We start from the raw sequence: 21,558 nt of genomic DNA, 5'->3' as shown, positions 1-21,558 counted from the left end.
CGCAGTTTTCTGGTAGTTTTCGAGAAAATTTCTCGCGAGCCTGACATGGCAAAACACGACGCTGCCTCTGAACCACTGGACAAATTCGACCGTGCCATCCTGGACCTCGTCCAGCGCGACAACACCACTCCGCTGCGCCTGATGGCCGAGCAGGTCAATCTGTCCACGGCCGCCGTGCAGCGCCGCATCAAGCGCATGGAAGAAAGGGGCGTCATCACGGGCAATGTCGCCATCGTCGACCCCACGGCCGTAGGACGGCCGATCACGATCATTGTGGAAGTGATGGCCGAGCGCACGAGCATCGAGGCACTGGAGGCGATGAAGGCACACTTCGCGGTGCCTGAAGTTCAGCAGTGCTACTACGTCACCGGCGAAGTGGATTTTGTCCTGGTGCTAACCGTTGCCAGCATGCAGGAATACCAGGCGTTGGCGCGGCGATTGTTTGCCGAGAATGCCAACGTGACCTGGTTCAAGACCATCGTGGCGCTGGACCGTGTGAAAGTCGGGCTGGATGTACCGAGTGTGCCAGGGCACTAATCGTAGAACGGCTCAACCGACGTCCGACTCCCGACAAAAAAGCTGTCGGCAACAAGGCGCAGCGGCTGGAGATCCAGGTCACTGACCTTGTCGCCAATCAGCTGTTGAAAATGTCGATAGACCGCGGCGTACTCGCCCTCCTCCGATACGGCCTGGCGCACGCCGTCGATACTCAACAGTGCGCCACCGTTGTCCAGTCGCAGGATGCCTTCGGTGCAGCGAATCTCGATGCTCCAGAGTTCGTCATGGCCGTGGTCAAAATCAAACTCCGCGCGGACGTCGAGGTGACGCGCGTCAGACATTTTGATGGACGCGGCGATAGGCGACTGGCAATTGCTCGGGACTCGCAGCTCGGCAGATTCGACAAACAGCGGCAGCGCCAGCAAATGGGTGGCAATCGACAAGGCATTGATGCCGGGATCGAAAACGCCCAGGCCGCCGGGTTGCCAGATCCATGCCTGGCCGGGGTGCCATTTGCGCACGTCTTCCTTCCAGTCGATTTGTACGCTGTGCAAGGTACGGGTAGCCAGCCAGTCACGGGCGGCTTCGATGCCGGGCGCGTAGCGTGAATGCCAGGCGAACAGGCCGCTGACGCCTTGCTCGCCGACCTGATCCACCAACGCCATTGCTTCACCCAAGGTGGCGCACGGCGGCTTTTCCACCAACACGTGTTTGCCGGCGGCCAGCGCCTGTTGCACCAGCGCGAATCGTCCTTGTGGCGGCGTGCAAAAGGCAATCGCATCCACAGGCGGGCCGTTTTCAAGCAGCTCGCTCAGGGACTCAAAGTTCTCTACCCCGACGCAGGGCTGCCCTTGCGTTGCGACAGCGACCAACTGGAATGCGGGGTTGGCGTTGATCGCTGGCACGTGTTGATCCTGGGCAATCTTGCCGTAGCCCACCAGACCGAGACGGATCGGTTGCATCAATGACTCCTGTTTTTTTCTTATCTTGAGAAGTGAACTGCCGAGATTACGTTTGTGCAGCGGGGAAGTCATTGATGACGTGCTGAGTTTCATTTGCCACGTGAACACGACCCTTCAGTCAGTCCCTTCTCGCACCCACCGTCTGACCTCAGTCTGTATGGCATAAGCCGGCGCCTCCACCGTATTGAAATCCTGTGTATACCGCTGCGCAAACCCTTCCACCCCCCACTCCTGAAACTGCTGCACATGCTTGAGCTCGTGCGCCCAGAGCGCGATGTTCTGTTCGGCGGTTTGAGCGTCCCGAAACAGGATGATGTCGATCAGCGTCACGGCACCGACATCGGGGTTTTGCAGCATGGCAGTGGCTGCAGTGAATTGGCCGTTATCGCTGACTTTGTAGTGCGCGGCATCAAGGACGCCGGGGTCGTACCAACGCAGCAGTTGCTCGCGGATGTGCGACGGAATGGGTTGCATGCCGGCGCTGGCGGCTTGAGCGCGGGCCTGGGTCAGCCATAGCGCCAGGGCAGGTGCCGCGATCTGGTAGATGTCATCAGGCACGGGGCCGAACACCTGTCCCAGATCTGGCAGGCAGATGCAGCCGTCCAGGCACACCTGTTTCTCACCCGCCGGGCAGACGTCCTGGGCTGGCACTTCAAGCGTCAGGCAAAGAACAAGCAGCGCCACCAGGCGCGTGGTGATGGGCGGCATTGAGCCCTCCAGGGACGGAAGCAGGTCAGCGGCGTCGCCAATGAGGCGTTTCGGCGCCTGTTTCCTATTGTTCAATTGTAATGTTCCGCGAGCCGGTGAAGACACTGTGCAGTCACCTACGATGGGGCCTGAGGCCAGCGCTTGACTCTGTCCCTTAGGGCAACCCGCATCCTGCCTTATCTGAATCAGGTTCCGCCCTCAGGCGAATAAGGCAATCCATGAATACGCTATCGATGGTCACCGGAGCCAATGGGCATCTGGGCAACACCTTGGTCCGGGCGCTACTCGCCCGAGGGCAACAAGTGCGCGCCGGGGTCCGTGACCCGAACCGAAGCCCAGCCCTGAACGGGCTCGACTGCCAGATTGTACGCGCCGAACTGCAAGACCCTGACTCACTGTGCCAGGCCCTGCAAGGGGTGGACGTGCTGTACCAGGTGGCGGCAGTGTTCAAACACTGGGCGAGGAATCCACACGCCGAGATCGTCGACGTCAACGTGCAAGGTACGCGTAATGTACTGCGTGCCGCCGCCGAGGCCGGAGTCCAGCGTGTGGTCTATGTCAGCTCCGTGGCAGCGGTTGGCCACAACGGTCAGCGTCTAAATGAAAACAGCTGGAACAACGATCAGCAAAACCCGTACTACCTCTCAAAAATCCTCTCTGAACGCGCCGCCTGGGACACCGCCCAGGCCTATGACCTGCCAATGGTCGCTGTGTTGCCCTCGGCAATCATTGGCCCTCATGCCACGCGACTTACCGACACGATGGGATTTCTTGCGGCTGTGCTGGCGCGCAAACTGGTGCTGGACCCGAACTTTTATTTTAACTTTGTCGATGTGCGCGACGTGGCCGATGGCCTGATCCGCGCGGCTGAAAAAGGTCGCCCCGGCCAGCGTTACATATTAGCCAATCAGCAGGCTTCATCACTGGCCGAGGTGATCGAGGCGCTCAACACGCTTTGCCCCGGCTTTCGCCTGCCGCCCCGCGCACCAAAAGCCTTGCTGTTGCTGATCGCCTGGCTGCAGGAACAGCGGGCACGGTACACCGGTCAGCCCGCCGAATTGCTGCTCAGCCAGGTGCAGATGTTTTACGGAGTGCGCCAGGTTTACTGCATCGACAAGGCCATCAACGAGCTGGGCTACCAGCCGCGCTCGCCGCAGAACGCCCTCAAGCAGGCGTTTGCGCACCTGTTGGCGCGCTGATACCGGGCGCAACGCCAGGCAACGAGGTGGGGGCGAATTTCTGGTTGATCTGTTGTTGCAACTGCGTCAGGTGCTGTTCCCGATTCTGCAAGGCGAGAATCTGCGCTTGCAACTCCAGGCGCTTGAGCTCGATGCCCTGATTGGCCAGTGCCAGGGGAAATGGCGCCTGATGTTTCTTGGCTGCGAGCAACTCGCTCATCTCCCCCAGTTTGAACCCCACCGCTTGGGCGCTGCGGATCATCTGCACCAGCGTCAAGTGATGAGCCGTGTACAGCCGATAACTGCCACGGCGCTGGGGGGTCAGCAGGCCCAGTTGCTCATACAGACGAATGGCTTTCGGAGTGCACCCCGACAACGTGGCAAGTTCACCTATGTACATACAACCGCCCTCTCCTTCATCCCGCTCCGGCCCGCAGTTTATCGGCGGTGGCCAAAGGTTGTCTTGGCGCACCCGGTGTTCATTCAGATTCCGTCAGCGGCACCGTCTTGCAAGAGAAGAAGGCACAGGTTTTTTCCATCCACGTATCGGCCACTCTTGGCCGATTTCTGCCGGCCTTCAACGGCGTCTGGCGGACACGTGCCAGGCAAATATCCGTCATTTGGCTAATCAAAACATATGCCTCAACTATGGCTCGTTCGGTAGGTCGCAGCGCTCCAGTATCGATTGCCGGTACTTGTATGGCGAGTCCATCCAGCTGCTTCCAGCTGCTTTGCGATCATCCGGTTCATGAATCCATGACCAAGCAGAAGGACCGAACCTTCACAGCTAAGGGACTGAAGTCGTTGTGCAGCCTCAATGGCCCGCACCCTCGCCTTGCCGGCAGACTCAACATTCCCGGAGAAACCGCACAACCATAAAATACGAAGAATAAATGCCCACGTGAAGGGTGAAAGTCGCGGCAGTGCCCATTGCCCATAGGGTAACTGCGCCTCGCAAAAGATCTCATCCACGATGGTGGGTTGAAGGCCCAGGGCCCGGACAGATGTGAGCGCACGGGGCGCACTGCTTGACACGATTATTTCGGCGGTAACAGCCAGCTCCAAACTCGCTGCAGGGGCAGGCTGGTTCGCAATTTCGGATAAGTCATATTGCTCGATCCAGCGTTTCATACCAAGTGCTGAAACCTTGTCGAGCCCGGCCAGATTCGGCTGACCATGACGCATTAAGATAATTTCTTTGCCCACTGGAATCACGTCCTTGATTTGCTGCTGAACGAGTACGTAGATTGCACTCTGAATAGCGAACGGAATGCTCGTGCCTGAGCAATCCTGCTTAACGGAGTGCAATAATAACTTATGCCTCCGCGCGACACATTACGTGCGGTCGAACGGGCCTCCATCGATGCGGCAGCCGGCTTGAACACAAGCGGATTCACGCTCTGAATATTCCCGATGACTTTCGCAACATGAATCCTGAGCGGGACAGACTCGAAGACGCGGTGAAGTCTTTTCTCACTCCCCAGGCTTCGTACGCAAACCTCTGCCATCCTTCAAGAACTGACAAGCTGAGTAGAAAAACATGAATCGTCAAAAAAAGATAAAGCAGCTATTAAAGGCTCACGCAAAAAAGGCCAGTGCCAAATTGGCACCGCAAAGCAAGACTAAATACATTAGTAAAGCTGACCGACTGAAGCTGGCGGCTGAATCCAGTCAAGACTCAGATATGTCCTCTGAGAGCTGAGCTGCATCGCTTAAACACCACGAACGCTATGGCAATGCTTGCCGCTCTCGGCAAGCGCGTGCCACCGACTCACCTCAAAAACCTGAACACAGCGAATCACTGGTTAGCGTGCGGAAACAGTTTCGTTGGTTCGATGGCGGCCCTGCGCGACAGTCTGCAATCGGCTGTGGATTCAACCGGTCGATGCAACAGATTGACCAAATCGTTCAGCGGTTGTTGCGCGGTTGAGGCCTTTCACTTGATGGACAGCGAGCAATTGATCATTTTTGTCGGCCAACTGTTCGCCGATTTGAAATGCTCGCATAACCAAAGGAACAACCTGCCTGTCTTGTAGAACAACGAGACAAGATCCTTGCGCCACAAAACCATTAGAAAAATGTGATCTCGTAGCCAAATCGTGAGGCTGCGTTGACGATATGTTCCCCCATGATCTGGCGCGCCGCCGCCGCATTGCGATCGATGAACGCTTGCACGAGTTCTTCATGCTCTCCGCGAGCGGCATGCGGAATGTTGCTGAATACCGGGCCTCGCCGCGCGAAGGTCATTGTGATCAGCGCCCGCATCGGCTCGAGCACTGTGCGAATCATCGTCTCGAGATAATCGTTACCCGACGCTGCAGCAACAGCCCTGTGAAAATCGAGATCGGCGTTTACGGTTTCCAGGGTGGGTTCGCCCTCGTATTGCATGCGCAGGACCGCTGCCTGAATGATTTTCAGCTTGGCCGGGGTCATGTGCGAGGCCGTGAGGGCTGCGGCCTGGCTTTCCAGGACGGCCCGCACTTCAAACATGTTTCGGATGGTGTTGTCACCGTCCAGCATCGGCACACTCGCTTGCGGGGCCAATGGCTCTGACGATTGAGGGGCGGTGGAGACGAAGACGCCTACGCCCTGGCGTGACTGAATCAACCCCTGCGCACGAAGCGTGGCGATGCCCTCGCGCACCACGTTCCGGCTGACGCCGAAGTTCTGCGAGAGAAACTGTTCGGTGGGCAAGCGGTCTCCCGGTCGCAGCCGTCCGGAAGCAATCTCGTCGCTCAACGAGCGGGCGATGTGCTCGGCCAGATGAGGTCGCCGCGTTACGGGTTGCACATTCATTTCACTCATTCTTTTTCATCCCCTCACTTGTCTTCTTAATCTACATCAGAAGACTTGTTCCTGACAGTTAAAACTGAATTTCATCAAACGCATAAAATATATTACTTATTCAAATCAACTACTTAACTAGAATACAGACCAATTCCCGCCGGAACGACTCAGTTGTTCTGTTGAAGGACAACAGGACGTCATGTACGTTGTCCTCAACCTGACACGGGCGAATTCAAAAAATCGCTGTGCCAGCTTCGCAACCCGCTTGAGGCGCAGTCTTATGAAAATTGCCAACATTGAAACCATTCCGCTTCGTATTCCCTTCACCACGGGTGGCCGGTCGGCCGGCGGGGTCTGGGGGCCGAAAGACCTGCAAATGGTTGATTCTCTCGTGGTCAAGATCACCACCGACGACGGTATCGTTGGCTGGGGCGAAACCTTCGGCTTCACCGCGATCCCTGCGGTAAAAGTCGTGATAGACACAATCCTCGCACCTGAGCTGATCGGCAGTGATGTCACCCGACGGGAAAAGTTACAGGGCGATCTGCAAAAGAAATTTCACGTTTTCGGCCGCAGCGGTGCGTTTATCTATGGCCTCTCGGCGATAGACATCGCGCTCTGGGATATCGCGGGCAAAGCTGCCGCCAAACCGATCTACCAGTTGCTGGGCGGCAGTGAGGCCACGTCTCTTGCGGCGTATGCAAGCCTGATCCGTTATGCCGACCCCGAACTCATTCGCATCAATGTACAGCGCGCGGTCAACAGCGGTTTCCGCCACCTCAAACTGCACGAGGTGGATGTCGACGTTATCCGCGCTGCGTGCGAGGCCGCCGGCCCTGGCGTGGAAATCACCCTCGACGTCAACGCTCCGTGGACGGTGCGCGAAGCGCTGGACATGACCGAGAAACTTCGCCCGTTGAACCTGCGCTGGATCGAAGAACCGGTGTGGCCACCGGAAGACTATTCGGGTCTGGCAAGGGTGCGCGCGCATGGCGGCATACCGGTTGCGGCCGGCGAGAATGCCTCGACGCTCATGGACTTCCAGCACCTGCTTGAGGCCGGCGCAGTGGATTTCGTGCAGCCGAGTCCCGCCAAAATGGGCGGCATCACCGAACTGCAAAAAGTGTATGCGCTGGCTAACGCCCATGGCGTCACCGTGATGGTCCACGCCTTTTATGACGGCCCCGGCCTGCTGGCGGCGGTGCATGGAAGTGCGGCGCTGGGTGGTGCGAAATCACTGGTCGAATGGCGCTACTTCGATCTCGAAGCGCAACTCTATGGCAACGCCATCATTCCGCGTAACGGACGCATCGACGTACCGCAGGGGCCGGGGCTCGGCATCGAGCCGGACCAGGACGTCATCCGGGATTACCGCTTCAAACCTTGACCCCATAAGCCGCTTGTTCATTACAGCGTTGATCGAAGCCCAAGTGTCGGCCTCGATCAGCCATGACGACATTCTTGATAAAAACAACTACGAGGATTGATGACATGTTAGACAGGATCGTAGGGCCCATCTTGCCCGTCGCTTTTGTGATCGCGCTTGGCTACATCGCCGGTAAGCGCGGACGGCTTACCCATTCGGACAGCCTGCTGATCAGCCGGCTGGTGCTGGGCTGGATATTCCCGGCACTGCTTTTTGTCGGGATGGCGAGCACGCCCCGTGAACAGCTCTTCGACTTCAAATTCATCGTGGCCACGTTCATCGGCATCATGGGCATGTACACGATTGCGTTGGCGATCGGCTGGTTCAGCACTCGCGATCTCAAGGTTGCAACGCTCAAGGGTTTCGTCAACGGTTACCCTGACGCCGCCTTCATGGGCATCCCTATCCTGGGTGCGATGTTCGGCGCGGGCAGCATCTACTCGGTGCTGGTGCTGAACCTGGTCGCGAGCCTGGTGATGATCCCGCTGACAACCATGTTGCTCACCATCGCTGATGGCAAGGCCAGTGGCGGCCAGGCGTTTTTGTCGAGCCTTTCAGGGGCGGTACGTCGCCCGCTGATGTGGGCGCCGGCCTTGGGAATTCTACTTTCCGTGTTGCAGGTCAAGTTGCCTCCGCTTGCTGCGGAGTCTCTCACTCTTCTCGGAAAAGCCACGCCTGGTGTATCCCTGCTGTGCCTGGGACTGATCATGTCGTCGGAGAAACTGAAAATGTCCGGTGAGGTCTGGGGCAACCTTGGGCTCAAGCTGCTCATTCACCCGGTGTTGATGTTCGGCGCCACGGTACTGCTCGGCACTCATGGCCTGTACGCACAACAGATGATCCTGCTTTGCGCGCTTCCATCGGCGACGATCCCGGCGATGTTTGCGAACCAGACCGGCGCCTATCAAAGTGAAGCAGCGACCTCCATTCTGGTCAGCACCGTGCTGTCGATCGTGACGTTTTCTGCCGCGATCTACCTGATTGATGGAGGCCTTGCCTCTGCTTGACTGCTGAAACAGGTTTACACCTGTTTCACCCCAGCGCCCGATGCACCGCATCGGGCGTTTTGTATTCAACGACAGGTGCGGGCACTCGCTGAACCGAAATTGCCTGGTGACTTCAACAACCCCTAACGCCCCATCAACGAACTCGCCAACAACGCCTCCAACCCCATCGGCTTGGCAAAATAATAGCCCTGGGCCTGCCCTGCGCCCATTTCGCGCAGCAAGACCAGCGTCGCTTCATCCTCGACACCTTCGGCCACAACGCTGAGGTCCAGTGATTCGGCCATCCGCACAATCGCCCGGACGATCGCACGACTGCGAGCACTGGTGGTCAGTTCGAAGATGAACGACTTGTCGATCTTCAAGCCGCTGAAACGGTATTGATGCACATAGCTCAGGGATGAAAACCCCGCACCGAAGTCATCGAGCACGACTGACATGCCGTTGTCGGCCAGTTGCTGCATGGTCAATCGAGCGAGCGCCGGCTCCGCCACCAGCGCACCTTCGGTCAACTCCAGGCAGATCCGCGACGGCTCGACCCGGTACCGCGCCAACAGCGCAAGCACATCACTGGCGAAGTCCGGACGCGTCATGCTGTAGCTGGAGCAATTGACGTGCACCGGCGGCCAATTGGCGTGTTCGGGCTCTGCGAGGATCGCGGCGATGCTGGTCAGCATGTACAGGTCCAGGCGACCGATCAGGCGCAAACCCTCGACATCCGGCAAAAACTCGCCCGGCGCGATCACCCGGCCGCCCGGCTGATGCCAGCGAATCAGCGCTTCAAGCGCCAACAGTTCACCGCTTTCGACGCTGACAATCGGCTGAAAATACGGCAGCAATTCGTCGGTACGTTTGAGCGCGTTGCGCAAGGCCCCTTCTCGCTCAACCTGGTCAGAGACTTCACGGCGCACTTCCTGATTGAACACCGCGTAGCTGTCGCGCCCGGCACTCTTGACCCGGTACATCGCCGCATCGGCATCGCGCAGCAAGTCGGCGGGTTCCTGATGGAACTGACTGTCGGCGCTGACAATACCGATACTGCAGGACGAAAAAACTTCATAACCATTGATTAAAAACGGCAGGTCAAACGCCAGCAGGATCCGTTCGGCGATGTCGATCACCACCTCCGGCGGTGCCTCGGGAGCCAATACGGAAAACTCATCGCCCCCCAGGCGCGCGAGCATGTCGCTGTCGCGCAGACAGCCGCGCAAACGGTGGGCGGCCTGCATCAGCAGCAGGTCGCCAAAATGGTGGCCGTGGCTGTCGTTGACCAGTTTGAAACGGTCGAGGTCGATGAACATCACCGCCAGGTGCCCGCCTTCGCTGCCGAACTGCGTCCAGGCCAGATTGAGGCGCTGTTGCAGGTAGGTACGATTCGGCAGCCCGGTCAGCGCATCGTGGGCGTTTTCGTGCTGCAACTTGGCATTGGCGTGATCGAGTTCGCGGGTGCGGTTCTGCACCCGGGCTTCCAGCTTGAGGTTGGCGGCGTGGATCGCTTCGGCGGCCGTGCGTCGCGACAACGCGGTGTCAATGTGCCGCGACACGAACGTCAGCAGTTCCTGGTCGCGCAAGGTATACCGCTCCTGCGAGGTATAACTTTGCACCGCAAGCACGCCACGCACTACATCGCCATCGAACAAGGGAATGCCCAGCCAAGAGTAGGACCGGACATATTCCTCCGCCAGCTCGATTTCACCTTGCACAGACAATCGCTCCGCTTCGCCGGGGTCAATCAGGCAAGGTCGACGCTGACGAATAACATACTCAGTCAAGCCCCGGCGCCCTCGCCGGGCCACCGGGCAGGTCGTCTGCCGCTCATCGACGAAATACGGGAAGGTCACTTCACCCGTCGCGTCATCGAACAGCGCAATGTAGAAGTTACGCGCGAACAGCAGATCACCGACGATGCCATGCAAGGTTTGAAACAGCTCAGCCATGTCGCCAGGCTGGCTGGAGAGTTCAGCGATCTGGAACAGCGCGCTCTGCAGATGTTCGGCGCGCTCGCGTTCTGCCACTTCCTGCCTCAAGGCATCATTGAGCGCCGAGAGCTCCAGGGTGCGACGTATCACTGTTGCTTCCAGATCCTCGCGGTGCAGAATCCGGTCCAGCGCCATGGCCACGTGACGCGCCACCACCAGAAACAGCGCGCGGTCCTCGGCGCTGTAGGTCCGAGAAACGTCGTAGACCTGCATGGCAAGCATGCCAAACACCTCATCGGAGGCATTTTTCAACGGTGCGCCCATCCAGAACTCGGGACGATCACCTATGCAGAAAAAACGTTTCTCGGACTGGGCCGCAAGAATGCCGGCGGCGTCGATCAACAACGGTTGGCCAGTGGTCAATACCTGGCCGGTCAAAGACAGGTGCTTCAGGTCAAGGTACTCGTAGTGCGAGGACTCCACGGCATCAACGTCGATGATGTCGACGTAATACGGGTAGTCGATCTTGCCGCTGTGCGGGTCATACAGAGCGAGATAGAAATTCTCTGCGTCTATCAGGCTCGCCAGCAGCCGGTGAGCCCCCACCAGAAACACTGACCGGTCGCGGGTCGAACTGGCCAGGTAAGTAATTTCATACAGCACACGCTGAGTAATCTGCGCACGGGCAAGGGTATTGGTCTGTACCTGAATGCCCAGGCGCTGGGCAAACTCGGCGAGTGCCGGATTCGCGGCATGGTCGACTGGCGCCAGTAGCCAACCCAGCTCACTTTCGCCCTTGCCGGTCGGCCAGCGGTGCAGTTGCCCGGTCAGGCAAAAGGCTTCAAACGCTTCATTCGCGATACTTGCCGGCCACTGCGCCCGTGGGTCGCCCTGCCCGACCAGATGCATCTGTTCACCGGCGCGATAAACCACCCATGCGGTGGTGTGCCCCCAATTACGCGCTGAGTCCAGCAAGTGTTCGATCGTAGGTTCGTTGCCAGCGTACGCCATGCCGACAGTCTCCGAATTCCCTTTTCGTTGAGATGCAACCACGCCGCAATCGTTCGATTGCAGCGCAGAGCCGGTCAATGGACGAACACTCATCAACGCTCCCTGAGCCAATAGCTGGCGATACTCACTTAGTGCTTGCTAGCAATGTGCCAGTGAGCATCTCATTTAAAGCTAATAGAGTTTTTATTCAATAGATTTTTTCGGTTTGCTACACACGTTGATCTACGACGTGTATCTGCGTCAGCCCTACCCGCTCGGCCTGTTCTAAAACCTGCGCTGGCGTTGCATCCGCATTGGGCATGATCAGGCTGTTCTCTCCATCCCCAAAATGCAGTTGCAGCAGGTGCATTGCCGCCTCAGAGACTGACAGCCGAGACTGCTTTAACTCGAACACGTGAGTGCGGGCTCACTGTTGAACAGGTATTGCACAGCGTAGTAGCGCATGGCGGGATCCTCGGAATAGGAGAAGTGCACGCGGTTGAACTAACCTTCCATTGCCAATGATGCCCAGCATGCCCTCATCCGAGGAAATGAATATGAAATTCGCATTCGTCGCAGCCGCTGCCGCGGTCATGCTCACCTCTTCTCTTGCGACCCATGCGGGTGAAACGCCTCGGTACACCCGCTACGTCGCCCAAGGTGGCAACTGGGGAGCCTCGATCACCAGCGCAATGGCGCGCCATGTACTGGCTAACAAACAGCGCCGCTTCAGCAGGACGGCTGTATTGGAAAAACATGGGACGCAGCCCTCTTTCCTCAGCCGCACAGAAGACCAGCGAAATTTCCCTGCCAGTGGCGGTGACGGTGTTTCCTGATGATGCTTACTGCCCCCCGCAAACCTGGGCCCGACGCGCCTACAGCGACCTGATCTACTTCCATCAAGCTTAAAAAGGCGGTCACTTTGCAGCCTGGGAACAGCCGCAACTCTTTACTGAAGAACTCCGCACAGCGTTCAAGCCTTTGCGTTAACGGTGTCGGTCAATCGTGAGAGGATGCGTGCGGCCTGGAGCGGACAGGTGTCCCTCTGCCCAATGATCCAGTTTGTTTACCAAGGAGGGAGCGTACTTATGAAACCCGTCAGGATTCGAACCCTGGAAAGCGCTGATGCTGAGGCATTGCTGACATTTGAACTGGACAATCGCGAGTGGTTTGAGCGCCACATCGACGCGCGCGATGCTGCTTTTTACTCGGTACGAGGCGTCACCGAGCACATCACGGCTTATTTGTCTGGTTATGCCGCCGGAAACTGGCATCCCTTTGTCATCGAAGATTCAGGTGGAAAAATAGTCGGGCGAGCGAACCTGAAAGACATCGACACGTCCCAGCGGTCGGCAGAAGTCGGCTATCGGATTGCACAAAGTGCTTGCGGACAAGGACTGGCCACACAGGCGGTGAGGCACCTGGTCCAGGAGGCGCGCTTGCGTTGGAACCTTAAACAACTGGTTGCCAACGTGTACGCTGAAAATATCGGCTCGGCAAAAGTACTCAAACGCTGTGGCTTCTTGATTGAGCATCCATCCGGGCAAGAAGGGACAGGCAAGGAATATCGATTTGGCCTGTCGATTTAGACGAGGGGAAAAACAGCTATCGTTCATTCGCGGACAAAAAAAGCCCCGCCACCGAATGCGGTGCGGGGCAAAAAATTGGTTGGTTGCGGCCAACCAAAGGAGCTCTGTAGAAAATGTTTACGACCGGGGTCAGATGCAATCCTGCGCGGCGCGTTCAAAACTCGAAGGCAACACGTTCGAAGCCAGCAAGTGCCGCTCGTAGATGAACACCTTGCCGCCATTACCGGCCTTGTAGGCTTCCAGCACGTTGTCCGCCGAAACTTTGCTCGGCACCACGATGCGGTAGCTGCGCTGGGTTTGCGAGACAGTCGGGCTCAACGCTTGGCTCTGCAATTTCGGTACGACGCATTCAGCGTACTGAGCCGGGGTCTTGCGGGTCTGCAAGGTCAGGGTCGGGTCGTTCGGCGCGGAGGCACATCCGGCGAGCAACAAAGCGCCAATCGCCATGGCAGGCACAAATAAAAGACGCATCGGTCTCATCCTGAAAGGTTCGTTCATCACGTCACGCAGATTTCGTGAATGGTGTGTCGTTGGAGGTGATTTTCCGGGTATTGCCATCAAAGTAGAACTTGTGTTTCTTGATGGTCACTATTACCTCTAGCAATAGTTGCGCGCCGCGCAAACGGATACACACTCAATCACCACTGAAAAAGATGGATGAGGATCTCTCCTTGAGAACTTTTGACTTGATCCGCGACGCTGTTTTGCCCGATTTCCGTGACCGGGTCGCCGAGTACCTGATCCAGTACGAAACCGTACTGCTGGGCGAAAACGCGTTCGATCCGGAGTTGGCGCAGGCCACCGCCAATCAACTGCGCGGTTACTTGCGCGGGTTGAATACCACACGGGTGTTGGGCATGGCGGACTGGGAGGAGCTGGATCGGCGGGTGGTGAATACCTGGCTTTCAGCGACCGAGAATGACAACTAAGGTCTTGCGATCGGCAAAGCAGCCCACAAAGCAAAAAAGCAGTTTGCGTCATGACCGAGGATTCAAAAATAAACGGGCCAGCAGGGATTATGAGAGAAATCCCTCGCCGACGAACGAATGGCTGTTACCGGCCCAGGCTGTGTAAAAACGATTTTCAATCGGTACGGATGTGCTTGGGCACGGGATGCCGTTAACCCGGCACGTTGCAGATTTCGGCGGCTTTGGGAGATGGCCAGCGCGGTTGCAGCGACCCAATGGCAGCCATGCTTCTTTGCTTACTCTATTCGGTGAGAAACCAGTGCTCCGTGGTCGAATGCTCCGCTGACTCATTGAGCAAATTCAACACTGCCAGGGGATCGCCGGCGATGTCACCGTAGATGCGGTTGAGCATTGGGCCAGGCGATGCATTCACTTGAAAGCACGGAAAGTCTGCGTTGAAAAAACACGTGCGCCATAAGGATTTCCGCTTACCCCTGCCAGGCTCTCAACGCGCGAACGTAAATACTCGCTTTCTGCGGCCTCAATCTTATGAGCCAGTTCAACATCCATGTTCGTCATCCTTCTTGAAGATTTCCAAGTGAGGCAAAGCCTCACCGGGTCGATTCCGGTCGCTTACGACTTTGGTATCTGGTTAGTCAGGTGCAATGCAAATAATCAAGCTTGCAGCATGTCGGGATAGACGGTGGTGCTGGAGCCAAAGCAGATCGCCCCCCAGCACCTACGGCCCGGCTCGCCCGGAACGGCCGCTCAGGATTACTTCAGTTTCGCCAGCATGGCCACGGCGACTGCCTTGGCCGACTGTGGGTTCTGCCCGGAAATGACTTCGCGGTCTTCGATCACATTCTCGCTCCATGGCTTGGCTTCGGAGAAGTTAGCACCGGCGGCCGTCAGGCCATCCTGCGGGAACAGTTTCATATGGCCGCCGCCGAGGAAACCTTTGGCCTGCTCCTCTTCCGCGTCGGTGAAGGCGGTGACTTTGTAGCCCTTGTAAATCCAATTGGCTGGCGCTGCCGGCTGTTTGCCCGATTCCAGCGCGGAGACAAAACCGTGCGCGTCCGGGATCGCCGACAACATGGCTATGGTGCCATGGCAAGTGAAGCCGGTGATCTTGCCTTTTTCATGGAAGTTGGTCAGCAGTTGGCCCAGTTGCTTGTCCTTCAGCAGATCTTGCATCGGGATATGGCCGCCAGGCACGAATACGGCATCGAACTTGTCGTAGCCGATTTTCTGAACCTGCGCGAAGCTGATTGCCGGCGAGTCGCTCTTCGAGGTCAGCTTCAGCGTGGCCAGCAGCGCGAGACTTTCCTGACGGGCCTTTTCATCGCCGCCCCAGAAGCTCACATCATTGGATTTCTGGTCCGCGGTTGGCGCCTTGCCGCTAGGGGTGGCAAATACGACGGTTTGACCCGCCGCGACGAAGGTCTGCACCGGTTGCATTAATTCGTTCAGGAAGAAACCTGTCTGCATAACCTTGCCGTCTTTCAGGTCCAGTTGAGCCTGATCCGACAGTACGACCAATACCGTGCCGGCGTTGGCATAGTTAGCGGCAGCGGCTAACAGGGCGGCAATAATGGTTTTTTTCATGCGACTCTCCAGTAGGGATGGTTTGACGGAGCCATCTTATTACTAGAGCAGACGGCGATAGAGCCCCTGAATTGAATTTCACTTATTACATTGAGTAATCAATAGTTGGGGCTTACCGAGCGCGTATCGACGCTCGCGAGAGGGTCATTTTTTCTATCAGCGCCGCGATGTCCTTCGCACCAAAAACAACGAAATTTAACGCTGCCGGCGTCGGTGTCCAGACGGACGATCTTCGTGACAAACCCACCTTCAACGCTGACTTTCCGGACCAACTCCAGTGGCAGTTCAATATCCAGGGTCCCCTCCTGAACGACGCGATTCAGGGCATTGGCGCTCAAGCGAACCACGGCGTGGGTCACTTCCACCTTCCCGCCAACCCAAAGTCCTCCGTATGCGTGCCTGAAGGCCTCAAGCACATCGGCCACCGCGTCCACATCACCATTCTCGGCTTCGGCGTATAGATCGCTCACGGTGTCGTAATTCACACTGGCGTCGGTGACCAGAAAATTGGCCAGCTTGGACTTCAAAATCTCTTCGACCATCTCGGTGTCTCCCTGATATGAGTAGCAGTCCTGTTAATCAGACACCTGCTGTGCACTGGCGCTGAGTGCATGGGGCAATAATGTTACGCGTCGAATGGAGAATCCCACAAAAGCAAAATTGCCATGTGTTTCGCTCGTTAGTTCATACGTCGCAGTTCTCACTGCCCGTTCTTGTCTGTCTGGAGTTTTCTCGATGCCCTCGCCCAAATCCCTGCCCGCTGCGTTGTTTGGGCTGGCATTTGCCTGTCCGGCCATGGCCGAGGCCGAAGGCCTGGAGCTGGGGCAAGTGCTGATCCAGGCTGAGGAGCGCAGCGGCGAAAACCCATCGGTCGAGGACGCCAAGTCCCGGCTTGCTCAGGTGCCCGGCGGCACCAATGTGGTCGACCTGCGCCGTCCCCTGCAGGGCCGCGTGGCCAGCAACCAGGATGTGCTGGCTTATCAACCGGGGGTCTATGCCCAGTCTGCGGGCAATGAAGGGGTGAAAATTTCGATCCGTGGCTCGGGAATCAACCGTGCACCGGGCGCCCACGCCTCGGGGCTGTACGCCATGCTCGACGGTCTGCCGCTGAGCGGTCCGGGCGGCACACCCTACGAACTGCTGGAACCGCTGTGGCTCGACCATGTGGAAGTGCTGCGCGGCGCCAACGGTTTCGACAGGGGCGCACTGGCCCTGGGCGGCGCCATCAATTACATCAGCCACACCGGCTACGACGCACCGCTGTTGCAGGTGCGCTACGCCATGGGCAGCCACGGTTATCAGCAGCGCCAGGTCAGCTCCGGGCAAGTGCTGGGCGACTTCGATTATTACGTGTCCACGACCGATGCCCGCGCAGACGGCTACCAGGACCACACGGCCAGCGAAAGCCAGGGCGTGATCGCCAACTTCGGCTATCGCTTCAACCCGAACCTGGAAACGCGCTTCTACCTGCGCTATCGCCAGACCGACAACGACCTCGCCGGGCGGGTGACCAAGCACGCCATCGAGCACGACCCACGGGCGGCCAACCCCGCCTACGTGACGCGGGACGACCGCCGGGAGCAGCCGGGAAGTACCTTTTTCGGCAACAAGACCACCTACTACATCGATGACGATTCGAGTATCCAGACGGGCCTTGTCTACCACGACTATCCGATGGACTTGCGCGAAGGCCCCAACCGCTTGAAGGTGGCGTACACGGATGTCAGCGGCACCTTCGACTACAAGCGTCGCGACACCCTCTGGGGTCTGGAAAGCCACAGCACGCTGGGCCTGCGCGTGACCAAGCACTTGCCCAATGCCGGCGCCAGCGAATCGGTGCGCATCCCCACCGGCAACACCGCCGGCTATGCGCCGGGCACGCCCATTCGCAACTTCACCTACCAGGGTTCCGACACCGTTTTGCATGTGGGCAATGATCTGGAGATCGCCGACGACCTGTGGCTGACCACCGGCCTCGCGGCCATCTACACCCGCCGCGAAAGCGCCGTGACCTTCCCGCAAGGTGGCGGCAAAACCAGCCTCAACGACTGGGACTACGCACCACGCGTGGGCCTGCGCTACCAGCTGACGCCGGACTTGCAGCTGTTCGGCAATCTCAGCCGTTCGGTCGAAGCGCCGCACCCCTGGTCGCTGATCTACAGCTCCAACATTCGCTTCCCGGCCGGTAGCGGTGCCGCCACAGGCGCCCAGCGCGATCCGGTCGAGCTGCAAAACCAGACCGCGACCACCCTCGAAATCGGTGGCCGCGGCGACAGCGCGATGGGGCAATGGAGCCTGGCCTGGTACTACGCGCAGGTGCAGCACGAATTGCTCTCGGTGTTGCCGGATGCCAATGCCGTCACGCCTTACGAACTCAACGCCAGCCCGACCGTGCATCAGGGTGTGGAGGCCAGCTTGCAGAGCACTCTGTGGTCACCCGATGATGGCGGTCAACTGAGCTTGCGCCAGAGCTACACCTTCAGCGACTTCCACTACCGCGACGACGATCGCTTCGGCGACAACCGCCTGCCAGGCCTGCCGATGCACTACTACCAGGGCGAACTGCGCTACGACTGGCCCCAAGGTTTCTTCGCCGCGCTCAATACGCAGTGGGTGTCCAAAGTTGCGGTGGATTACGCCAACAGCTACTACGCCGATCCTTATGCAATTTTCGGCGCGACCGTGGGCTACAACGCGCCCAAGGACGACTGGCAAACCTGGCTGGACCTGCGCAACCTGACCGGCAAGCGTTACGCCGCCACCGTGACACCGGGCTACGACGACAAAGGTCTGGACGCGGCACGGTCCACGCCGGGTGAGGGTCTGGCGGCGTATGTCGGGGTGTCGTGGAGTTTGCGCTAGCCCTCAGGGTTGCTCAGTATTTCCACTACCGGCCTCGTGTCACTCGTTTATGAGGCCTCCAATCCCATGCCGGACTGATTAACCCCTGAGCGCCGCTTCAATCGCCGCCACATCGATCTTGCCCATCTGCATCATTGCGTCGAATGCGCGCTTGGCCACCGCGCGATCCGTATGGGTGATCGCCGCCGTCAGCACCCGCGGGGTGATCTGCCACGACACGCCCCACTTGTCCTGGCACCAGCCGCAGACGTTCTCCCGGCCGCCGTTTCCGACAATCGCGTTCCACAACCGGTCCGTTTCGGCCTGGTCGTCGGTCGCTACCTGGAACGAGAACGCCTCGTTGTGCTTGATCCCCGGCCCGCCATTCAGCCCGAGACACGGGAGGCCCATCACCGTGAACTCGACCGTCAGGACGTCGCCCTGCTTGCCCGCCGGATAGTCGCCGGGGGCGTGGTGGACAGCGTTCACCGCGCTGTCCGGGAATGTTTCGGCGTAGAACGTCGCGGCATCCAGTGCGGTACCGTCATACCAAAGGCATATCGTGTTTTTGCTGACCATTTCGGTTCTCCAGAAGTGGGGCTGACCTTTCATTCTCGCTGCGCAGTCAGCCGGGACGAATGTGAGTTTTTTCTGCTCGACATCTTCGAACGTGCCTGTGCGCACATCACCGCTGCGCACGTAGCGGGTGATCAGGCGCATTTCCTAACGTTAGTCGAACGAGACGCCGGAAAATCGACAGGGCGATGTCCGGATGACGGGCGCTGCGTGAGCCGTTTCACCAGGCCGCCTCGCAGACTTTTGCCACGCCTGAACCGGTCACCCTGAGCATCGGCGCCAACCTGTTCGACGAGCCGCAGCATGCACGTTGATGCGCAATGGGTTGGCTTTGCTGAACCAGGTAAATGCCGAGGACCGGACGGGCGCGGTCGGTTGTCCTTAGTCTTCAAAACGTCCCGCGCCCTCACGGTCGCGTTCGTATCGTCTACTGAGCGCAAATGCTGGCAGCCAGGACTCGCGACGGACAATCCAGCTTTCGTAGGTGGGCGTCAGTTGGTCCGGGGCATCCAGCGATCCAAGGTTCACTTCGACTTCGTCGTCGGTGCGGGCGAAAACCGACGAGCCGCAGCGCGGACAGAAGAACCGCCCGGCGTAGTCGCGTGTTTCGCCGGTGATCGTCACCGCGCTCTCGGGGAATATCGCGCAGGCGTTAAACAGCGCGCCATGATGTTTGCGACAGTCGAGACAATGACAGAGGCCGACCCGGTATGGCCGCCCTGATGCCTCGATTCGCACGTTGCCGCACAGGCAACCGCCGGTGAAAGGGTCCATGGTGCGCCTCCTCTGAAATCGTGCGATGGGAAGGCTTATCACGATAGCAGCCACCACCGGTCGCGACGAACTTGCTCCACAGACGCTTTTTATTTAATTTTTTATCTACAGATTCAAATTGAGGTATTGAACATGGCCGTTGCCCTCCAGCAACAAGCCTTTACCAAAAGCCAGTGCGTAACCGGACTGCGCGCTGCTGTCGGCATCCTCGATAAATGGCGTGCCTCCAGCGATCAGGCCTGCCGAATCCTGCGCATTTCCCGCAGCACCTATACCCGAGCCCGCCAACGCGATCCCGACTGGGCCGTGACGCTGGATGCGGATCAGATGCAGCGCATCAGTTTCGTGCTCAACATCCACGCGGCGCTGCGCCTGGTGTTCGATAACCCGGAAAACGTCTACGGCTTCCCGTCGATGGCCAACGACAACGATTTCTTCAACGGCCGCTCCCCGCTCGAGATCATGGCTCAGGGCGATATGATTTCCTTGTATGAGACCTTCCGGCGCATCGACGTGCTGCGAGGCGCGCAATGGTGAAGCTGAGCGAGCTGGCAGCACTTGCCGGCGAGCCATTGCAGGCCTATCGACTGGTCAACTCCAAGTTCCCACCGGTCGCGTTGTTTGATGACGTGGCGGACGCGGACGAGTTTGAAGTGCTGTATCAGATCCAGGAACTCACCAACCCGAGGCTGAAAAATGAAGTGGGTCGCCTTGAGCTGATTCGCCGCAGTGAAATCCCGTTCGGCATTCCCGGCTGCTCTTATGCGACGGCGCCGTTCACCCACGTCAACCCGGCAGGTTCGCGGTTCAGCGATGGCAGCTTCGGGGTGTTGTATCTGGCAGACACCCTGGAAACGGCGCTGGCTGAAGTGAAGCATCATCAGAGCCTGTATTGGTCGAACGTCCCGAGCCTCAACTACGAGCGGTTTGTTTTCCGCGGGTTGTCCTGCTCTTTTGTAGAGGCCGGGATGAAAGATGCGACGTCCATTTCGATGACGGATCCTGTTTATGATCCCGACGATTACACCGACTCCCGTCGTTTGGGGAAATGGGTCAAAGAGGCTGGCTGTCCCGGGCTTCGTTATAACTCGGTGCGGATGCACGGCCGTTATTGCTGGGCATTGATGACGCCGAAACCGGTTTTATCGGTGATTCAGGCGGCGCATTACGAGATGGTCTGGAATGGGCAGCTGACGAGCGTCAGTCAGATTCATGAGGCTTGATTGCGTTGTACCGAAGGTGCGTCCCAAAGGTTCAAACTCTGCTTGTGCGCGCTCTCCCATCCATCCATTGCTGACGTCGATAGTCACCATCAATTCAATGAAGTTCTCTTAAAAACTCCGGGGCGTAACATCGCCTCCATACCCAACAACGACACCCCGGAGCACACCCTCATGAAACGCCAACTCTTGCTCAGCATCGCTTTCTCGGTTTTTGCAGTTAACGCTTTTGCCGCTTCTTCTGCTCACCCGGTTGTCGCTGAAGGCGGCTCGGATCGTCTGATTGAAAGTCGTGTGGCTGAGGGTGGCTCGGATCGTCTGATCGAGAACCGCGTTGCCGAAGGTGGTTCCGACCGTCTGATCGAAAACCGCGTTGCCGAAGGTGGTTCCGACCGTCTGATCGAAAACCGCGTTGCCGAAGGTGGTTCCGACCGTTTGATCGAAAGCCGCGCGGTATGAATGAATAGCTTTATCGCGGTACTCAACGAGAAGCCCGGCCTGATCAGCCGGGCTTTTTTCTGCGTCACGTAAATGAGTCAGTCGAGCTATTTAAAGGTTGCCCTCTACCCCGCC

The 21,558-nt window shown here is 58.3% G+C and carries 25 protein-coding genes and 1 pseudogene; 13 read left to right on the top strand and 13 right to left on the bottom strand.

Translation table 11 applies throughout. From position 1 onward, the window contains the following. The first annotated feature begins 45 nt into the window (after positions 1-45). On the top strand, positions 46-537 hold the full coding sequence (locus F8N43_RS03345; protein ID WP_150631545.1) for an Lrp/AsnC family transcriptional regulator: 492 nt from the start codon (positions 46-48) through the stop codon (positions 535-537). Here F8N43_RS03345 and F8N43_RS03340 read toward each other — a convergent pair. Then, the gene (locus tag F8N43_RS03340) at positions 534-1,460 is read right to left on the bottom strand and encodes a Gfo/Idh/MocA family protein (RefSeq protein WP_150631544.1); all 927 of its coding nucleotides are present in this window, start codon (positions 1,458-1,460) and stop codon (positions 534-536) included. The genes F8N43_RS03345 and F8N43_RS03340 overlap by 4 nt on opposite strands. A gap of 114 nt (positions 1,461-1,574) precedes the next feature. Next, positions 1,575-2,168 (bottom strand): DUF4157 domain-containing protein, encoded by a 594-nt coding sequence (locus tag F8N43_RS03335; RefSeq protein WP_150653211.1) that lies wholly within the window; start codon positions 2,166-2,168, stop codon positions 1,575-1,577. Between the two features lie 218 nt (positions 2,169-2,386). On the opposite strand from F8N43_RS03335, the gene F8N43_RS03330 reads away from it, so the two are divergent. Beyond that, a complete protein-coding gene (locus tag F8N43_RS03330) occupies positions 2,387-3,367 on the top strand; it encodes an NAD-dependent epimerase/dehydratase family protein (RefSeq protein WP_224787781.1) in 981 nt (326 codons plus the stop codon). Here the strand turns inward: F8N43_RS03330 and F8N43_RS03325 are convergent. Both F8N43_RS03325 and F8N43_RS03320 read right to left on the bottom strand, forming a co-directional pair. Next, on the bottom strand, positions 3,333-3,746 hold the full coding sequence (locus tag F8N43_RS03325; RefSeq protein ID WP_150631542.1) for a MerR family transcriptional regulator: 414 nt from the start codon (positions 3,744-3,746) through the stop codon (positions 3,333-3,335). The genes F8N43_RS03330 and F8N43_RS03325 overlap by 35 nt on opposite strands. Before the next feature lie 242 nt (positions 3,747-3,988). Further along, positions 3,989-4,531, bottom strand: coding sequence for a histidine phosphatase family protein (locus F8N43_RS03320; protein WP_412071003.1), 543 nt, complete (start codon positions 4,529-4,531; stop codon positions 3,989-3,991). A 355-nt stretch (positions 4,532-4,886) separates the two neighbouring features. On the opposite strand from F8N43_RS03320, the gene F8N43_RS03315 reads away from it, so the two are divergent. Together F8N43_RS03315 and F8N43_RS03310 are read left to right on the top strand one after the other, a co-directional pair. Then, the gene (locus F8N43_RS03315) at positions 4,887-5,048 is read left to right on the top strand and encodes a DUF2986 domain-containing protein (RefSeq protein ID WP_150631540.1); all 162 of its coding nucleotides are present in this window, start codon (positions 4,887-4,889) and stop codon (positions 5,046-5,048) included. A gap of 34 nt (positions 5,049-5,082) precedes the next feature. Beyond that, a complete protein-coding gene (locus tag F8N43_RS03310) occupies positions 5,083-5,382 on the top strand; it encodes a hypothetical protein (RefSeq protein WP_150639344.1) in 300 nt (99 codons plus the stop codon). Between the two features lie 34 nt (positions 5,383-5,416). On the opposite strand, the gene F8N43_RS03305 is transcribed toward F8N43_RS03310, so the two are convergent. Next, positions 5,417-6,151, bottom strand: a complete 735-nt coding sequence (locus tag F8N43_RS03305) for a FadR/GntR family transcriptional regulator (RefSeq protein ID WP_150631539.1) — start codon at positions 6,149-6,151, stop codon at positions 5,417-5,419. Between the two features lie 262 nt (positions 6,152-6,413). Between F8N43_RS03305 and F8N43_RS03300 the strand changes: the two genes are divergently transcribed. Together F8N43_RS03300 and F8N43_RS03295 are read left to right on the top strand one after the other, a co-directional pair. Continuing rightward, positions 6,414-7,520 carry a mandelate racemase/muconate lactonizing enzyme family protein gene (locus F8N43_RS03300; RefSeq protein WP_150653209.1) on the top strand — a complete coding sequence of 369 codons (1,107 nt, stop codon included), beginning with the start codon at positions 6,414-6,416 and terminating at the stop codon, positions 7,518-7,520. Between the two features lie 62 nt (positions 7,521-7,582). Continuing rightward, on the top strand, positions 7,583-8,566 hold the full coding sequence (locus F8N43_RS03295; RefSeq protein ID WP_224787780.1) for an AEC family transporter: 984 nt from the start codon (positions 7,583-7,585) through the stop codon (positions 8,564-8,566). Positions 8,567-8,688: 122 nt separating this feature from the next. On the opposite strand, the gene F8N43_RS03290 is transcribed toward F8N43_RS03295, so the two are convergent. Together F8N43_RS03290 and F8N43_RS03285 are read right to left on the bottom strand one after the other, a co-directional pair. After that, positions 8,689-11,586, bottom strand: a complete 2,898-nt coding sequence (locus F8N43_RS03290; RefSeq protein ID WP_150631537.1) for an EAL domain-containing protein — start codon at positions 11,584-11,586, stop codon at positions 8,689-8,691. A 115-nt stretch (positions 11,587-11,701) separates the two neighbouring features. Beyond that, positions 11,702-11,937 (bottom strand): annotated as a pseudogene (locus tag F8N43_RS03285) (hypothetical protein). Between the two features lie 92 nt (positions 11,938-12,029). On the opposite strand from F8N43_RS03285, the gene F8N43_RS29835 reads away from it, so the two are divergent. Then, positions 12,030-12,308, top strand: a complete 279-nt coding sequence (locus F8N43_RS29835; protein ID WP_191630103.1) for a hypothetical protein — start codon at positions 12,030-12,032, stop codon at positions 12,306-12,308. Between the two features lie 252 nt (positions 12,309-12,560). Continuing rightward, positions 12,561-13,061 (top strand): GNAT family N-acetyltransferase, encoded by a 501-nt coding sequence (locus F8N43_RS03275; protein WP_150631535.1) that lies wholly within the window; start codon positions 12,561-12,563, stop codon positions 13,059-13,061. 129 nt (positions 13,062-13,190) lie between these two features. Here F8N43_RS03275 and F8N43_RS03270 read toward each other — a convergent pair whose 3' ends face one another. Further along, positions 13,191-13,532 carry a hypothetical protein gene (locus tag F8N43_RS03270; protein ID WP_150631534.1) on the bottom strand — a complete coding sequence of 114 codons (342 nt, stop codon included), beginning with the start codon at positions 13,530-13,532 and terminating at the stop codon, positions 13,191-13,193. 200 nt (positions 13,533-13,732) lie between these two features. Between F8N43_RS03270 and F8N43_RS03265 the strand changes: the two genes are divergently transcribed. Next, entirely contained in the window at positions 13,733-13,990 is a 258-nt protein-coding gene (locus F8N43_RS03265) for a hypothetical protein (protein WP_150631533.1), read from the top strand. Positions 13,991-14,398: 408 nt separating this feature from the next. On the opposite strand, the gene F8N43_RS29750 is transcribed toward F8N43_RS03265, so the two are convergent. The 3 genes from F8N43_RS29750 to F8N43_RS03250 all read right to left on the bottom strand — a co-directional run bounded on the left by F8N43_RS29750 (position 14,399) and on the right by F8N43_RS03250 (position 16,116). After that, a complete protein-coding gene (locus tag F8N43_RS29750) occupies positions 14,399-14,539 on the bottom strand; it encodes a hypothetical protein (RefSeq protein ID WP_318182890.1) in 141 nt (46 codons plus the stop codon). A 204-nt stretch (positions 14,540-14,743) separates the two neighbouring features. Beyond that, entirely contained in the window at positions 14,744-15,574 is an 831-nt protein-coding gene (locus F8N43_RS03255) for a type 1 glutamine amidotransferase domain-containing protein (RefSeq protein ID WP_150631532.1), read from the bottom strand. A gap of 98 nt (positions 15,575-15,672) precedes the next feature. Further along, positions 15,673-16,116 carry a hypothetical protein gene (locus tag F8N43_RS03250; RefSeq protein WP_224787779.1) on the bottom strand — a complete coding sequence of 148 codons (444 nt, stop codon included), beginning with the start codon at positions 16,114-16,116 and terminating at the stop codon, positions 15,673-15,675. A gap of 193 nt (positions 16,117-16,309) precedes the next feature. Between F8N43_RS03250 and F8N43_RS03245 the strand changes: the two genes are divergently transcribed. Continuing rightward, positions 16,310-18,436: a TonB-dependent receptor family protein gene (locus F8N43_RS03245; protein WP_150653208.1), complete on the top strand. Its 2,127-nt coding sequence runs from the start codon at positions 16,310-16,312 to the stop codon at positions 18,434-18,436. A 78-nt stretch (positions 18,437-18,514) separates the two neighbouring features. Here the strand turns inward: F8N43_RS03245 and F8N43_RS03240 are convergent, their stop codons facing one another. Both F8N43_RS03240 and F8N43_RS03235 read right to left on the bottom strand, forming a co-directional pair. Next, positions 18,515-18,994: a VOC family protein gene (locus F8N43_RS03240; RefSeq protein ID WP_150631529.1), complete on the bottom strand. Its 480-nt coding sequence runs from the start codon at positions 18,992-18,994 to the stop codon at positions 18,515-18,517. A gap of 378 nt (positions 18,995-19,372) precedes the next feature. Next, on the bottom strand, positions 19,373-19,765 hold the full coding sequence (locus tag F8N43_RS03235) for a GFA family protein (RefSeq protein ID WP_150653207.1): 393 nt from the start codon (positions 19,763-19,765) through the stop codon (positions 19,373-19,375). 132 nt (positions 19,766-19,897) lie between these two features. Between F8N43_RS03235 and F8N43_RS03230 the strand changes: the two genes are divergently transcribed. The 3 genes from F8N43_RS03230 to F8N43_RS03220 all read left to right on the top strand — a co-directional run bounded on the left by F8N43_RS03230 (position 19,898) and on the right by F8N43_RS03220 (position 21,444). Beyond that, positions 19,898-20,302 carry an antitoxin Xre-like helix-turn-helix domain-containing protein gene (locus F8N43_RS03230; protein WP_150631527.1) on the top strand — a complete coding sequence of 135 codons (405 nt, stop codon included), beginning with the start codon at positions 19,898-19,900 and terminating at the stop codon, positions 20,300-20,302. Further along, positions 20,296-20,988, top strand: coding sequence for an RES family NAD+ phosphorylase (locus F8N43_RS03225; protein ID WP_150653206.1), 693 nt, complete (start codon positions 20,296-20,298; stop codon positions 20,986-20,988). Before F8N43_RS03230 ends, F8N43_RS03225 begins: the two co-directional genes overlap by 7 nt. 171 nt (positions 20,989-21,159) lie before the next feature. Continuing rightward, positions 21,160-21,444 (top strand): hypothetical protein, encoded by a 285-nt coding sequence (locus F8N43_RS03220; protein ID WP_150653205.1) that lies wholly within the window; start codon positions 21,160-21,162, stop codon positions 21,442-21,444. Positions 21,445-21,558 lie beyond the last annotated feature (114 nt).

The organism is Pseudomonas fluorescens (genome assembly GCF_902498065.1).
GTDB classification, from domain to species: domain Bacteria; phylum Pseudomonadota; class Gammaproteobacteria; order Pseudomonadales; family Pseudomonadaceae; genus Aquipseudomonas; species Aquipseudomonas fluorescens_BJ.
This window is presented reverse-complemented; position numbering and strand designations above follow the sequence as displayed.

Coding starts and splice junctions, on each gene's coding strand:
- F8N43_RS03220 (WP_150653205.1), top strand. CDS start 21,160: ATGAAACGCCAACTCTTGCTCAGCATCGCTTTCTCGGTTTTTGCAGTT.
- F8N43_RS03305 (WP_150631539.1), bottom strand. CDS start 6,151: ATGAGTGAAATGAATGTGCAACCCGTAACGCGGCGACCTCATCTGGCC.
- F8N43_RS03245 (WP_150653208.1), top strand. CDS start 16,310: ATGCCCTCGCCCAAATCCCTGCCCGCTGCGTTGTTTGGGCTGGCATTT.
- F8N43_RS03270 (WP_150631534.1), bottom strand. CDS start 13,532: ATGCGTCTTTTATTTGTGCCTGCCATGGCGATTGGCGCTTTGTTGCTC.
- F8N43_RS29835 (WP_191630103.1), top strand. CDS start 12,030: ATGAAATTCGCATTCGTCGCAGCCGCTGCCGCGGTCATGCTCACCTCT.
- F8N43_RS03295 (WP_224787780.1), top strand. CDS start 7,583: ATGACGACATTCTTGATAAAAACAACTACGAGGATTGATGACATGTTA.
- F8N43_RS03250 (WP_224787779.1), bottom strand. CDS start 16,116: ATGGTCGAAGAGATTTTGAAGTCCAAGCTGGCCAATTTTCTGGTCACC.
- F8N43_RS29750 (WP_318182890.1), bottom strand. CDS start 14,539: ATGGATGTTGAACTGGCTCATAAGATTGAGGCCGCAGAAAGCGAGTAT.
- F8N43_RS03315 (WP_150631540.1), top strand. CDS start 4,887: ATGAATCGTCAAAAAAAGATAAAGCAGCTATTAAAGGCTCACGCAAAA.
- F8N43_RS03225 (WP_150653206.1), top strand. CDS start 20,296: ATGGTGAAGCTGAGCGAGCTGGCAGCACTTGCCGGCGAGCCATTGCAG.
- F8N43_RS03275 (WP_150631535.1), top strand. CDS start 12,561: ATGAAACCCGTCAGGATTCGAACCCTGGAAAGCGCTGATGCTGAGGCA.
- F8N43_RS03335 (WP_150653211.1), bottom strand. CDS start 2,168: ATGCCGCCCATCACCACGCGCCTGGTGGCGCTGCTTGTTCTTTGCCTG.
- F8N43_RS03325 (WP_150631542.1), bottom strand. CDS start 3,746: ATGTACATAGGTGAACTTGCCACGTTGTCGGGGTGCACTCCGAAAGCC.
- F8N43_RS03345 (WP_150631545.1), top strand. CDS start 46: ATGGCAAAACACGACGCTGCCTCTGAACCACTGGACAAATTCGACCGT.
- F8N43_RS03300 (WP_150653209.1), top strand. CDS start 6,414: ATGAAAATTGCCAACATTGAAACCATTCCGCTTCGTATTCCCTTCACC.
- F8N43_RS03340 (WP_150631544.1), bottom strand. CDS start 1,460: ATGCAACCGATCCGTCTCGGTCTGGTGGGCTACGGCAAGATTGCCCAG.
- F8N43_RS03320 (WP_412071003.1), bottom strand. CDS start 4,531: ATGCGTCATGGTCAGCCGAATCTGGCCGGGCTCGACAAGGTTTCAGCA.
- F8N43_RS03290 (WP_150631537.1), bottom strand. CDS start 11,586: ATGAGTGTTCGTCCATTGACCGGCTCTGCGCTGCAATCGAACGATTGC.
- F8N43_RS03330 (WP_224787781.1), top strand. CDS start 2,387: ATGAATACGCTATCGATGGTCACCGGAGCCAATGGGCATCTGGGCAAC.
- F8N43_RS03255 (WP_150631532.1), bottom strand. CDS start 15,574: ATGAAAAAAACCATTATTGCCGCCCTGTTAGCCGCTGCCGCTAACTAT.
- F8N43_RS03235 (WP_150653207.1), bottom strand. CDS start 19,765: ATGGACCCTTTCACCGGCGGTTGCCTGTGCGGCAACGTGCGAATCGAG.
- F8N43_RS03310 (WP_150639344.1), top strand. CDS start 5,083: ATGCTTGCCGCTCTCGGCAAGCGCGTGCCACCGACTCACCTCAAAAAC.
- F8N43_RS03240 (WP_150631529.1), bottom strand. CDS start 18,994: ATGGTCAGCAAAAACACGATATGCCTTTGGTATGACGGTACCGCACTG.
- F8N43_RS03230 (WP_150631527.1), top strand. CDS start 19,898: ATGGCCGTTGCCCTCCAGCAACAAGCCTTTACCAAAAGCCAGTGCGTA.